Consider the following 14261-nt stretch of genomic DNA (forward strand, 5'->3'; position numbering starts at 1 on the left):
AACCATATTATAGCATTATAAAATAATATGATGTCTTTAAATCACTATAAAACACAAAAAATATTGAATTGATTAAACAGATTCGATATCTGCACTTCACCATGTATTGGTTCTTTTAGATCATTCCTTAATGCAAGAAATCTGATATAAACGTCTTTTCAAGTTTTGAATAATCATGGAAAAAAGCATCAATCAAAGCATCTTTAAAAAGAAAAAGTACTCTCGCATTTTGTGAAAGTACCTTTAATAAATAGATTCAAATGAGTCAATGCAAAGCTATAGTATCTAGAAACCACACATAAAAATGCACTTAGAATTTACACGATAATTGAACCATAAACGTTAGAATTATTTAAATAAATTCTTTTGATATAAGATAACTGCACATACAATACAGAGCAGTGAAGTTACAATCAGTGGCATCCACCAAAGGGATGCATAGGGCAAGTTCATGACGTTCATACCATAGAATCCAAAGACGATGTTTGGAATTGCCATAACGATGGTGAGTGATGTTAAGACTTTCATCACGATGTTCAGGTTATTGGAGATGATTGATGCGAAAGCATCCATGGTCCCTGATAAGATGTTTGCATAGATGTTTGACATCTCAATGGCTTGTTGGATCTCGATTAATACATCTTCCAGTAAATCTTCATCTTCTTCATATAATTTAAGGTAACGACCGCGCATTAATTTCGTGATGGTTCCTTCATTTGACTTTAGGGATGTTGAGAAATACACCAATGATTTCTCAAGTCCTAATAATTGAATCAATTCTTTATTACGCATTGATTGATGCAACTGTCTTTCCGTTTTCAGTGATAAACGGTCAATTTGACGTAGGTAAATTAAGTAACGCTTCGCAATCGATAAAAGTACTTTGAATATGAACTGTGTTTTAAGACTGGTTTGTATTCCTTTTAAGCGATTGTTTTTAATGTCATCAATGACATTGTTGTCTTCCAAACACACTGTAAGAACATACCCTTTTTGTGTGATAAATGCCATTGGCATTGTGGAATACTGTACTGTATGCTCTTGTGTATCATCTTCAGTCATCGTTGGATAATCCACAACAACCAGTACTTGATCATTCTCTTTTTCAATCCGTGATGTTTCTTCACTATCCAGTGCTGCACGGATAAAATCTGCTTCAAATTTCATGGTATCAACCAAAAACGCAAACTCAGATTCAGTTGGGTTTACACAGTTTACCCAGCTTCCTGCAACGGGTAATTCTGTCTTTTCAAGTCTCCCCTGGTTATTGCTATAAAACTCAATCATTCTGCCACCTTCTTCTACCTAGAATTATAGCATCTTTCTATATCAAGTGTTTAAAATTTCATATAGAACCTATTAAAAACCATATTTTTTAACCGAATTGTTTTTCTTTATGAATCAAGGTGTATATCGATAGATTGTGTTGGTGGTGGTGTTGTTTTTTCACTGTAGGCACTTCTATTCAGCCTGTTTTTGTGGATGGACTTGTATTTGGGCCTGATTACAAAAAGAAACAGATCATGATCTGCTTCTTTTTCCTATTTGGATTCAAGATTATGAATGCGATTAAAGATGGATTGCATGCGTTGATCAACATCGGTAATAATTTCCGCGCATTCAATGAGTTCTTGTGCAATATCATCATGACATTCAACGTGTGTTTTGTAGCGCAATTGATGTTCTAGGCTGGCCCAAAAGTCCATGGCGATGGATCTGAATTGAATTTCTACAGGGACTTTACGGGTTTCTTCTGCTAAAAACACGGGGACATTTACAATTGCATGATAACTGCGATATCCCGATTCTTTAGGATTTTTTATATAATCTTTTGCTTCTACCAGTTCAATATCATCTTGCTTGAGTAAAAGGGCAGCAATGGTATATACATCCTCCACATAATTACAAATGACGCGAACCCCTGCAATATCTGTAAGGTGTTGTGTTGCTTGCTCGACACTCACCTCAATGCCTTCTTTTCTGAGTTTATTTAAAATACTGTTGGGTCGTTTGATACGTGACTCAATGCTATGTATTGGATTATGATCATATTTGACACTGAACTCTTCATCCAATATTTCTAACTTCGTATTAATCTCTTTGAGTGCAGCATCATAAAGATGTGATAGAGAGATTAGGTTTTGAAACAGATTGCTGATGTGGCCATTCTCTGAATTCATTTCATTCAACAATACTAAATCATCTTCCAATGATATTTCATATTTTTTCTTAGATAACACGTTTATTCCCTCCACATGGATTACTCACCATTATAAGTCCAGCCATAATCGTTATGGTAGATCATTTGTTTACTCATGCCACCATCCACATGAATGACTTCCCCAGTTACAAAACTACTCATATCACTGCCTAAGAATAAGACGGTATTGAGGATGTCTTCAGGAGAGCCAATGCGTTTAACGGGGTGTTGATGATGGTCTTGTGGATCCCACAGTGTTTCACTGCAATCAATCCATCCTGGTGCGATTGCATTCACCCGAACCTTACCTGCTAACGAAACTGCAAGGGCATGGGTGAGTGATGTAATGGCACCTTTTACTGCTGTATAGCTTTCAGTATCTGGTTGACTCAACCGATAGCGTGTCGATGACATGTTAATGATTGACCCACCCTCACTGAAATGATCTTTAAAGAGTTGTGAGAGTCGAAAAGGAGCAATGACACCCACATTCAAGGCATCTTCAAATCCTTGACGGTCGCATGAATCAATGCCTCCCGATGACAAGACGGCATTGTTAATGAGAATATCAATCGTTTTGTGTTTTGATAATACGTGTTCTTTAAGTGCGATGAGCACTGCATCATCTTTTAAGTCTCCCATCATATAGGGATTCTCAAGGATATCAATACCATAAACATGAGCCCCTAAGTTTTCAAAGCCTTCCGCAAGTCTTTGTCCGATTCCACGGGCTACTCCCGTAATTACAACTACTTTATCCTTCATCATATCATCCTCCTAATTGCATTGTAGCTTATATTGATAAACAGATTCAATACTATCACAACAAATCACAAAACTGTTCAACATCGTTTCAAATAACAGGGGGTGACCTTCTTATTTTACCCTCTTATCATTAACTAAACATAAAGCTTTTTTTATCATGGGTCTTGATCTTAGGGTCACTTTGAGATATTCTTGTGAACCCAACCTCTAGGGTATTCGATACAACCAATACCCTAGACCTTTTTTTATAAACGAATCCTTTGCACTTGTAAGTAAAAAAGGGAATGAGCGAAGCGATTGCTTGGATCATTCCCTTTAAAGTGATACAGTGTTTTTTTGACACACTTTTAGTGTGTGGTATGAATTGATACTGACTTAATCGTTTTCAATAAGTCCCGTATAGAGTTGATAGTAGGTTCCACGTTTACCCATCAAGGATGTATGGTCACCACGTTCAATAATGCGACCATGGTCCATAACCATAATGGCATGAGAGTTTTTAATGGTACTGAGTCGGTGTGCAATTACAAAGGTTGTACGACCACTCATTAACTTATCCATGCCCTCTTGTACCAGTTTCTCAGTGCGTGAGTCGATGGATGAGGTTGCTTCATCAAGAATGAGTACGGGTGGGTTTGCTAATGCGGCCCGTGCAATTGAGAGCAATTGACGTTGCCCTTGGGAAAGGGATGATCCATCCCCACTGAGTAAGGTATCGTACCCAAACTCAAGATGTTTAATAAAGGTATGGGCATTCGCAAGTTTCGCAGCTGCCACCACTTCTTCATGGGTTGCTTCAGGACGCGCATACTTAATGTTCTCTTCAATGGTTCCTGTAAACAAGTGTGTATCTTGAAGGACAATCCCCAGTGAGGTTCTTAAGTCATCTTTTTTAATGAGCTTAATGTCAATGCCATCATAGGTAATGGATCCTTCTTCAATGTCATAGAAGCGGTTGATGAGGTTGGTGATGGTTGTTTTACCAGCCCCTGTTGCCCCAACAAAGGCAATTTTTTGACCCGGCTGTGCATAGAGATTTACGTCATGAAGGACTGGTTTTTCTTTGACATAGGAGAAGTTCACATCATGGAAGCGCACATCTCCTGTGAGTTTAACATAATCAATACTGCCATCAGGATGCACATGTTTCCATGCCCATATTCCCGTTTCTTCCACAACTTCTTGAAGTTCACCTTGTGTATCCAGGGATGCATTGACTAAAGTCACAATCCCATCATCGACTTCAGGCACTTGATCTAGAAGGTCAAAGATTCGTTTTGCACCAGCCATGGCCATAATCACAGCGTTGAGCTGTTGGGATATTTGGCTCAGTGGCATGTTGAAGGAGCGGTTTAAAGCGAGAAATGATGCCAATCCACCAATTGATAGGCTGGATCCACCACTTATCGCAAGTGCCCCTCCGACAAAGGAACTGATAACATAGGAGATGTTTCCTAGGTTTCCCACAATCGGCATTAAAATATTCGCAAAGTTGTTGGCTTTGTACGACGCATTTGCAAGTTCATCATTAATTTCTTTAAAGGCTTCAATTGCTTTTTCTTCATGATTGAAGACTTTCACAACCTTAGCCCCTTCCATCATTTCCTCAATATAGCCATTTTCTTTACCCAACTGACGTTGTTGGATTGAGAAGAAACGCCCCGATTGTGACATAATAAAGCGCATTACAAGTTGCATTACCAACACCATAAAGGCCGTAACCAGGGTTAATGGCACACTGATAAATAACATCGATGCACCAACGGATACAATGGTAATACTTGAAGAAATAAATTGTGGAATACTTTGCGAAATCACTTGACGCAAGGTATCGGTATCGTTTGTATAGATACTCATGATATCCCCATGTGAATGGGTGTCAAAGTATCGAATAGGCAAGGTTTCCATATGGGTAAACAGGTCGGTTCTTACCTTTTCCATCGTCCCTTGTGAAACGATGACCAATAATTTTTGGTAGGTAAAGTTTGAAATGATTCCAACACCATAAATCATTGCCATGGTAACCAGTGCACTGGCAAGAGGTCCATAGTTTGGATTTGAAACACCCATTAATGGATTAATATAAGAATCAATGAGGGTCTTCATAAAGAGTGAAGACATGACCGATGCAAGGGATGTAATCACGATGCAGATCAATATCACGATATAGTGTTTTTTATAAGACGATAAGACATATGACATTAAGCGTTTTAAGATATTCATATCAAGCTTTTCGCCATCACGTCCTACGTTACGTGGTCGTTGACTCATTCGTCTTCACCTCGTTTCTGTGTTTCATATACTTTTTGATACAATTCATTGGTTTGAAGTAAGGTATCATGATCACCAATACCGGTAATCATCCCTTCATCCAACACGATAATTCGATCCGCATCTTCAATCGATGAAATCCGTTGTGAGATGATAATCTTTGTGGTATGGGGAAGGCTTTCTCTAAAGGCAGCACGAATCATACTGTCTGTTTTTGTATCGACCGCACTGGTGCTGTCATCAAGAATTAATACTTTTGGATCTTTTAATAACGCACGTGCAATACACAACCGTTGTTTTTGTCCCCCTGAGAAGTTTGAACCCCCTTGTTCAACCCACGCATCGTATTGTTGTGGCTGTTGAATGATGAATTCATGCGCACAGGCAATGCGACACGCTTGTTCTACTTGTTCACGTGTTGCTTTTTCATTACCCCATCGCATATTCTCTAAGATGCTTCCAGAGAATAAGACATTTTTTTGAAGTACAACTGAAACGGCATCACGAAGTGCTTTCACATCATACGACCGTACATCAACACCGCCCACTTCAACACGCCCCTCACTCACATCATAAAGACGGGGAATCATATTGGTGAGCGTTGTTTTACTGGAACCCGTTGGCCCTAAAATCCCAATGGTTTCGCCAGCTTGAATTTCTACATTCACGTTTTTTAACACATACTTATCCTCACCCTTATAATATCCAAAGGATACATTCTTAAAGGATATGGAACCATCTTTGATGTCATACCGTGGATTTTCTGGATTTTTAATTGTTGGTTCTTCTTCTAAGATTTCCACAATCCGTTGTGCGGATGCAAAGGACATGCTTAACATCACAAAGATCATTGACAGCATCATTAAACTCATTAAGATGTTCATGGTATAAGTAAACATACTCATCAATTCACCGGTAGTTAGCGATCCCGCTACTACAAAATGTGCACCAAACCAACTTAAAGCAATCACACATGCATACATGGTGAGTTGCATTACTGGGTTATTGATCACAAGAATATTCTCAGCACGCATAAACATGCGTTTGAGGTTGGATGCAGCTTTCACAAATTTCTGTGACTCTGCTTCTTCTTTTACATAGGCTTTCACAACACGAATGTTTGTGATGTTTTCTTGAACACTTTCGTTTAAATCATCATACTTTTCAAAGGTTGCTTTAAACATTGGATACGATTTTAGTGTAATCACTGCTAGGATAGCACCTAAGAAGATCATCGCTACTAAAAAGATAAGTGCAAGTTCTGAGTTGATGTAAAAGGTCATAAACATTGCGACAATTAGAATCAGTGGTGCCCGCACACACATTCTCAAAATCATTTGATACGCATTTTGAACATTGGTTGCATCGGTCATCATTCGCGTAACAAGCCCTGATGTTGAATAGCGATCAATATTTGAAAATGAGAAATCTTGAATCTTCACAAACATTGCTTCTCTTAAATTCTTAACAAATCCAGCAGACGCATAGGCTGCTTTATTTCCACTTAATGCTCCAAATAGCAAAGACATAAACGCACACACTAGCATAATGGAACCATAACGAATCACAGCTCCCATGTCTTGTTTATTCACCCCTTGGTCAATAATGAAAGACATTAAGAACGGCAACATGAGCTCCATCAATACTTCTCCCACCATAAACAAAGGTGCTTGTATTGATGCTGCTTTGTATTCTTTTACTTCTTGTAAGAGTCTTTTTACCATCTTACCTTCACCTCAAATTCTCTCTAATTTGATCCAATACGTTAAAGAACACGTCTAAATCGTTGGGATCAACGTTTTTCCGTAACAACGCTTCAGTGCCTTGGATGTCTTTTTTCATCGCCGTTATAAACGACTTGGCTTTTTCTGTAAGCACGACTTCTTTTAACCGCGCATCAAAATCAACGCGTTTTCGCTCAATAATGCTATCTCTTTCCAAAACATTCAACATCTCTGTAGCGGTAGAACGCCTGACACTGAGTTCTTTTTCAATATCACGTTGAAATACAGGTCCTTTTTGTTTGGAAATAAAAAGCACAATCCGTGTTTGGGTGTGCGTGAGTGAAACTTCTGATGCTTCGCGTTGTGCTTCGATTCTTCGATTTAGTAATTGTTGAAACTCTCGGATTTCATAGCCAATTTTTCGATCCATAATCTCACCTCGATTGTTAGGGTACTAACAGATATTACACCACATTTCTTTAAAAGTCAACCTTTATTATGACTCTGATTAGCCATAAAGAACACCAATGGTAAAGAAAGGGTCAGCATTCACTGACCCTCATTGATATTAATCTTTTTTCACACCCGCTACCACGATAAATCCCAAGTCATTTTGGTATTCTTTAAACATCTTAAACATGGATTTAAATCGTGCACGGTTCTTTAGTTTTAATGCGTTTGAAATGATTTTAAGTGTGCCACCAAATCCTTCATCTTTAATCATACCTTTGGGATCCATTAAAGACATCGGACCCGTTTTACTTTGCACAATAAACCCACATGAGGTAAATAAACTTTCCCACTCTACACCTGTCAAAGGCTTCACATTCGCTAAGATATTTCGTGTCATATCTTTACGAATCTTTACTTGGTATGCTTTGTCATCGGTTCTAAAGAGGACATCATGGGTAAGAACTTTGCCACCAGGCTTAAGGACCCGATGATATTCTTTAAGCGCTTTAAGCTTATCCACATCACTGAGCATCGTGAGCATTGCTTCATTGATCACAATATCAAAACTGTTGTCTTCAAATGGCAGCGATCTGGCATCGGCAATTCTAAATTCAATGTGATCTTTTTTCGGATGATTTTTTGCGCGTTTTCTTGCACGGTTCAGTGCATCTTCACTTAAGTCACAAGCAACAATATCAATGGGATACTTATCAACCAGTTCAAAGGTCGTTGTCCCTTGATTACAGGCAACTTCGAGCACTTTAAGGGGCTTGTTTTGGTCCAGATGATCCAACAACCACTCTGTCCCTTCTTTACCACCAGGTCTTAAGCGACGTTTTCCAAGACTTGCCAAAAAGTTATGGCCCACCTCGGGTCGGGTCAACGACTTACTCATTGCGCAAACACTACCGTCAACAACATCTTAAAGCGTGTTGTGGCATACAGTGAATGCGGCACATTTGCAGGCATACAAATCGTTTCGCCTTTGTGCAGTGTGTAGGGTGTGTCATCAATCACAATCTCAACCATACCATCCAACACTTGTACCAAGGCATCCCCTGTTGATGTATGGGTTGATAGCCCTTCATGTTGGTCAAAGGCAAACAACGTCAAACTTACATTTTTATTTTGTGACAAGGTCTTACTGACAACTTGTCCTGTTGCATAATCTACTTGCTCATCCAGCTTCATAATTTGAGCAGATTCTAAATTCTTAATCATCGGTTCATACCCTCCTATACCAATGCACCTATTATACTTAAAACACACCATAAATGAATCATGGGTCAGTGAACTTAAGGTCATTTACTTGTGATTTAATTCGCTTTAATGCCTTAAAAAACCCTTCACTTAATCCACCTTAAACATCCCTTTTAATCAATCACACACGATACACCTTGATTGATAATCTTGCGAAGCTTTGGTTCTGTCTTAATCATAACGCATTGTGCTTTACTTTCATGCTTATTATATCATTGTCTTGTGTCAAACAATAATCAAGTACCTTTTAGGGATAAAAAATAAGCCCAACCTTTAAAGTCAGACTTACTTACTGGACACCCTCATAAATGTAATGTATAGGAAGCGAATGGTTTTTGCTTACGACACCATGGTTATTAAAAGGTTTATATTCACATATATCTAATAAAGGGACCATCGTATAAACCCACTTACCATGTTTTAAAAATCAAGTGTAATCTCTTTGATACCATCCTCTGCATCGATAATCCTATCACGTGGGGGAAAATGTGTCGCAAGGATTAGGGTGTCCAATTGCGATCGTGATAAGACTGCATTTATACATTACGACTCGAGGTTCATCGTCTTTTTAATCAAGACATGCGATCAATGACCTTATAGTGATACTACATCAAGGAGGTGAACCGTTTGTATGTATGCAAATGACTGAGGGGATAAGTGCCTCACATCCATATGCTATCAAAATTATGGATGGAGGGATGAGCCCAATGAACTGTGATAAAAACCCACGTTTTAAGGTTCATTGCGATTCATTTATAAAACTATTTTATATGAAGAACGCAATACTTTCCATACATATGAACAAAAGAAAAGAAGATCGACATCTTTTTTTGTTTATAGTTCGAGTTGTCCACCAATATTAAACACAATTTCTGCGAGTTGTTTTTCATCAATATCATCGGGATTATCCAGCCATTCTTGCAAGATGCCTAAGGCACCACTCAACATAAAGATTGAATAATAACGATTCAAATTTGATCCATGGGGTTGAGTGTTTATGATCTGATCAACACGGCTAAACACAATCCCCATCAGTTTCTCTTGAAAACTAATGTTTCCACCCTTTCTCATCAAGACTTTCATGTACTGAGAGTTTTCATTAAAGTATTCAAAGAAACTCTCAATAATCTTAAAGTCACGTTCACTTTTCGCACCACTGAGGGTCGTAAGTCGTGCTTGAAGCCAGGTGAGTGTATCATCTTCAATACTTTGAAGTAGGTCGTATTGATCTTTATAGTACTTATAGAAGGTTGACCGGTTGATATCTGCTTTTTCACACAACTCAGTAATGGATATTTTCCCAATGGATTTTTGTTGCATCAATTCAATCAAACTATCCTTTAAAGCGCTTTGTGTATACCGTACTTTTCGGCTCAGTTTCTGTTCCATAAACCCTCTTTCTTTTGTGTGTATCATATGTGAAAGGCTCACAAAAACAACACTTGATATAGAAATTGTTGATTTCAAAACAGTTAGTCCTAAACTGACTGTTGTAAAAACAACACACTGTTATTATTATATATAAGGTATAAAGTGTCAAATAAGAACGTAAGGAAAGGGTGTTGGTTCTATGTCATTTATTGAATTCAAAAACGTTAAAAAAGATTACCATGTCGGAGATGTCACCATCAGTGCTGTCGCTGATTGTTCATTCTCAGTGGATGAAGGTGAATTTGTTGTGGTGCTTGGACCCAGCGGAGCGGGGAAAACAACCGTACTCAACATCTTAGGGGGTATGGATTTACCCACGGCTGGTGAAGTCATCGTGGATGGAAATCACGTTCACAAACTCTCAAAGAAAAAACTCGTGGATTATCGACGGGATGATATCGGGTTTGTGTTTCAGTTTTATAACCTTGTTGGAAATCTCACCGCATTAGAAAATGTCGAACTTGCATGTCAAATTCGTAAAAACCCTCTAGAACCCATACAGGTCTTAGAACAAGTGGGTTTATCGCATCGTGTCAATAACTTCCCTTCACAACTATCGGGTGGGGAACAACAACGTGTTTCCATTGCCCGCGCCATCGCAAAAAATCCTAAGTTACTTTTGTGTGATGAGCCTACGGGTGCTCTTGATAGTAAAACGGGGCAACTGATCCTTGAACTTTTGATTCAAAACAGTCGCAAGCTCAACATGACCACCCTTTTAATTACCCATAACTCTGCAATTGCTGAAGTGGCAGACAAGGTCATCCGTGTGAAAAATGGATCTGTAGAATCTGTCATCCATAATAAGCATCCAAAGAAAGTCGATGAAGTCGAATGGTAAATAATGTATGTTAGTTAAAAATACATTGTCGAAAATAAAAAAATCACTGGGACGATACCTCTCAATCCTCACCATTGTTGTGGTGGGTGTTGCCTTTATGGCAGGGCTTCAAGCCAGCTCCGATAATATTGAAAAAACCGCAGAAACTTATGTCACAGACTACAACCTCATGGACATCAAGATTGTCAGTACCCTTGGGTTAACCGCAGATGATGTCACACAGCTTCAAAAACTGGATGGGATTCAATCTGTTACCCCCACATATTCTGTTGATGTCTTTAACAACGATCAAGTCATTCGCGTATTCGCTTTAGAAAACGATGTCAATCAAGTGCGTCTTATTGAAGGACGATTGCCTGAAAGCTTCAGTGAAGTAGTTGCGGATGCCAACACCTATCAAGTAGGAGATGTGATTACCATCACCAGTGATGTCCAAGACACACTCTCGCAAACCAGTTTCACGGTGGTTGGTACGGTACAATCCGTCCTGTTTTTATCCAATGATTATGGCAGTGCCACGATTGGTGATGGACGCCTCACCAGTTATATCTTCATACCGCGTGAAAACTTTATTCTTGATGTCTATACTGAGATTTATCTTCGCATCAACAACACCGTTGATGCACCTTTTTCAGATGCATACACCCAACAGGTAAGTCGCATTGTGGATGAAGTCAGAGGTATCAGTGCAACACAAGAAAATGCACGTCGTGATGAAATTATCGCGGATGCTTTAAAAGAGATCGATGCGAATCAACGGACGTTGGATCAAGAACGACAAAACGGGCTTCAAAAGCTTGACGATGCACGCCATGAACTGGATACCAATTACCTTAAACTTCAAGATGCTCAAAAGGAATTGGATGCTCAACGTGCCACACTCAATGATCAAATCACCCAACAAAATGCAGCCTTTGATGAAGCGCGCACTCAAATCAATCAAGCACGCATTACCATCAATGCATCATTAGACCAGGCAGGTTTGACCCCCACATCCCTTGAAACAACCTTAGCACAACTGGATGAAACCATCTTATCCATCCAACAACAGCTCTCCTTATTGGACCCTGAAGATCCATTGTATGCCCAAACACAAGGCTATCTCACACAACTTCAAACCCAACAAGCACAGCTTCAAACCTTATCCGATTCAATCAATCAATTGGATGCACAGGAACTACAGCTTAATGAAGGTGTAACACAGTTTAATGCCGAAATAGATAATGCACAACGTCAAATTGATCAAGGACAACAAGACATTGATACAAACTTACAAAAAGTATACGATGGCTATGAAACCTTGGATGAAAACACCCTGACCTTTAATCAAGAAATCAAGGATGCACAAGCGAAAATCGACGATGCACGTCAAGAGGTTTTAACCCTTGAAATGCCAACATGGCATATCACAACACGTGATAACATCACTGCTTTTAGCTTTCTTAAAACAGGGATTACAGTCATACGACAAGTAACAAACGTCTTTCCTTTATTCTTTATCGCAATCGTAGTCTTAATGACTTCAAACTCAATGGCGCGTATGATTGCGGAAGAACGCAGTGAACTGGGAACCCTCACATCCCTTGGCTTTAAAGACAAAGAAATCACAGGCGCATATCTTCTTTATGTCTTGTCATCTTCGGGTGTTGGTGCCCTGATTGGATTTGTACTGGGTAGTTTCATCATCCCACCGGTTATCTTTTCAACCTTTGACTTCTCAATTCCACCCCTTATCAACGATCTCAACTTCCCACTTTTTGGAATCATGCTTCTCATTATTGCAGGGATGATGAGTGTGGTCACGATGTGGTCGTGCAATACTGAACTCAAACACATGCCCGCAAACCTGATGCGTCCCCTTCCTCCAAAGAAAGGTCAAAAGATATTCCTAGAGAACATCCCCTTTATTTGGTCTCGCTTATCCTTTACGTGGAAAGTAACGATTCGTAACATGTTCCGTTATAAAAAACGTGGCCTTATGACACTGGTGGGTGTATCAGCTTGTACTGGACTTCTAGTGACGGGCTTTGGGATTCGCGACAGTGTGAATGGTGTAGTGGAAAAACAATACAATGAAATCTTCACGTATGATTCCATGGTAATCCTGAGTGATGCACTCAGCGATGTTTCACCACTTCAAGATACCCTTGAGTTAAACGGTCTGATCAACCCCCTATTTGTGAATCAAAATTCGTATTCACTGCTTGGATCGGATCAAAGTATTGATGCAATCATGATTGTTCCTGAGAACCTGGATCAATTTGAAACCTACTTTAACTTAGTGGACTTTCAAACCCAGCAACCCCTCACCCTTGAAGACAATAAAATCATCCTATCTCAAAATGCTGCCAGTCTTTTATCCTTAAGCGTTGGGGAGTCCCTGACCTTTGAAAATGCAGATAAAGTGCAATTTACCGTAGAAATATCAGGAATTGCAGAGAACTATCTCTCCAACTATATCTTTATGACACCACACACCTATGAAACCTTTATCAATGAGACCCTGACGTTCAACAGCGTCTTTGCGGACTTCACCACAAACGCATCTCAATTAGGTGAAGTGTTAATGGCTTTAGATGACGTGGTAAGCATTACCTTTACCCAGGACATCATTCAAGCTGCTCTGGATGCCAATAGTGGGTTAAACAGTGTGGTAACCTTAATCGTAATTATCGCTTCGATCTTAGCCCTTGTAGTGCTGTACAACCTAACATCCATTAACATCAGTGAACGCATTCGTGAGATTGCGACCTTGAAAGTTCTTGGATTCAAAGATCATGAAACCAATGCCTATATCTATCGAGAAGCCTTGATCCTCTCCATCATCGCAATCTTTATTGGCATGGGATTGGGGATTGGACTCCATCGCTTTGTGATTGGCCTTGTGGAACTGGTTGGTAGCATCTTCTTTAGAACCATTGAACCCTTAACCTTTGTGATTTCATTTGTGATGACATTGGGTTTCATCATGATCATGCAAGGGGTCACCTATCTTAAGATCAAGACCATCAATATGATTGAGTCCTTGAAATCTGTTGAATAAGTTTTCAATCATCACCTTAAAAATATTTTCTTTTCGAGGTAAATTATCTAACCAAATTGAGGGTGTGAACTTGCTATAATGTAAATGGTCAAATATTATCAAGCTTGAATTCTATCCCCCCACACAACTAGAATTTTATATAAGCAAATTTGGTTAAAACACCCTTCGTGTTTATCCCACAGTCAACCAAAGATATATTTGATTATCAATAAAAAAACGTCTGGCAAATCTTCCCCCCTCAGACGTTTTTTCATGTTTATACAAACTTATAAA

11 protein-coding genes are annotated in these 14261 nt (G+C 39.1%); 2 read left to right on the forward strand and 9 right to left on the reverse strand.

All coding sequences use genetic code 11. The features are described from left to right. Positions 1 to 348 precede the first annotated feature (348 nt). The 9 genes from AOC36_RS08950 to AOC36_RS08995 all read right to left on the reverse strand — a co-directional run bounded on the left by AOC36_RS08950 (position 349) and on the right by AOC36_RS08995 (position 10062). The gene (locus AOC36_RS08950) at positions 349 to 1287 is read right to left on the reverse strand and encodes a magnesium transporter CorA family protein (protein ID WP_067633502.1); all 939 of its coding nucleotides are present in this window, start codon (positions 1285 to 1287) and stop codon (positions 349 to 351) included. A 254-nt stretch (positions 1288 to 1541) separates the two neighbouring features. Next, on the reverse strand, positions 1542 to 2240 hold the full coding sequence (locus AOC36_RS08955; protein ID WP_067633505.1) for a GTP pyrophosphokinase: 699 nt from the start codon (positions 2238 to 2240) through the stop codon (positions 1542 to 1544). Between the two features lie 20 nt (positions 2241 to 2260). Continuing rightward, complete coding sequence (locus AOC36_RS08960; protein ID WP_232505364.1) at positions 2261 to 2965, reverse strand: SDR family NAD(P)-dependent oxidoreductase; 705 nt, start codon at positions 2963 to 2965, stop codon at positions 2261 to 2263. A gap of 375 nt (positions 2966 to 3340) precedes the next feature. Further along, a complete protein-coding gene (locus tag AOC36_RS08965) occupies positions 3341 to 5236 on the reverse strand; it encodes an ABC transporter ATP-binding protein (protein ID WP_067633509.1) in 1896 nt (631 codons plus the stop codon). Further along, positions 5233 to 6960, reverse strand: a complete 1728-nt coding sequence (locus AOC36_RS08970; RefSeq protein WP_067633511.1) for an ABC transporter ATP-binding protein — start codon at positions 6958 to 6960, stop codon at positions 5233 to 5235. The genes AOC36_RS08965 and AOC36_RS08970 overlap by 4 nt, the downstream gene beginning before the upstream one ends. A gap of 7 nt (positions 6961 to 6967) precedes the next feature. Further along, positions 6968 to 7390 (reverse strand): MarR family winged helix-turn-helix transcriptional regulator, encoded by a 423-nt coding sequence (locus tag AOC36_RS08975; protein ID WP_067633513.1) that lies wholly within the window; start codon positions 7388 to 7390, stop codon positions 6968 to 6970. A 138-nt stretch (positions 7391 to 7528) separates the two neighbouring features. Then, on the reverse strand, positions 7529 to 8266 hold the full coding sequence (locus AOC36_RS08980) for a class I SAM-dependent methyltransferase (protein ID WP_198401173.1): 738 nt from the start codon (positions 8264 to 8266) through the stop codon (positions 7529 to 7531). A 38-nt stretch (positions 8267 to 8304) separates the two neighbouring features. Then, positions 8305 to 8634, reverse strand: coding sequence for a cupin domain-containing protein (locus AOC36_RS08985; RefSeq protein ID WP_067633517.1), 330 nt, complete (start codon positions 8632 to 8634; stop codon positions 8305 to 8307). Positions 8635 to 9507: 873 nt separating this feature from the next. Beyond that, positions 9508 to 10062, reverse strand: coding sequence for a TetR/AcrR family transcriptional regulator (locus AOC36_RS08995; protein WP_067633522.1), 555 nt, complete (start codon positions 10060 to 10062; stop codon positions 9508 to 9510). A 181-nt stretch (positions 10063 to 10243) separates the two neighbouring features. Between AOC36_RS08995 and AOC36_RS09000 the strand changes: the two genes are divergently transcribed. Both AOC36_RS09000 and AOC36_RS09005 read left to right on the forward strand, forming a co-directional pair. Further along, positions 10244 to 10945: an ABC transporter ATP-binding protein gene (locus AOC36_RS09000; protein WP_067633524.1), complete on the forward strand. Its 702-nt coding sequence runs from the start codon at positions 10244 to 10246 to the stop codon at positions 10943 to 10945. 7 nt (positions 10946 to 10952) lie between these two features. After that, a complete protein-coding gene (locus AOC36_RS09005; RefSeq protein ID WP_067633526.1) occupies positions 10953 to 13988 on the forward strand; it encodes an FtsX-like permease family protein in 3036 nt (1011 codons plus the stop codon). The last annotated feature ends 273 nt before the right edge of the window (positions 13989 to 14261 follow it).

The organism is Erysipelothrix larvae (assembly GCF_001545095.1).
Lineage (GTDB): Bacteria > Bacillota_I > Bacilli_A > Erysipelotrichales > Erysipelotrichaceae > Erysipelothrix > Erysipelothrix larvae.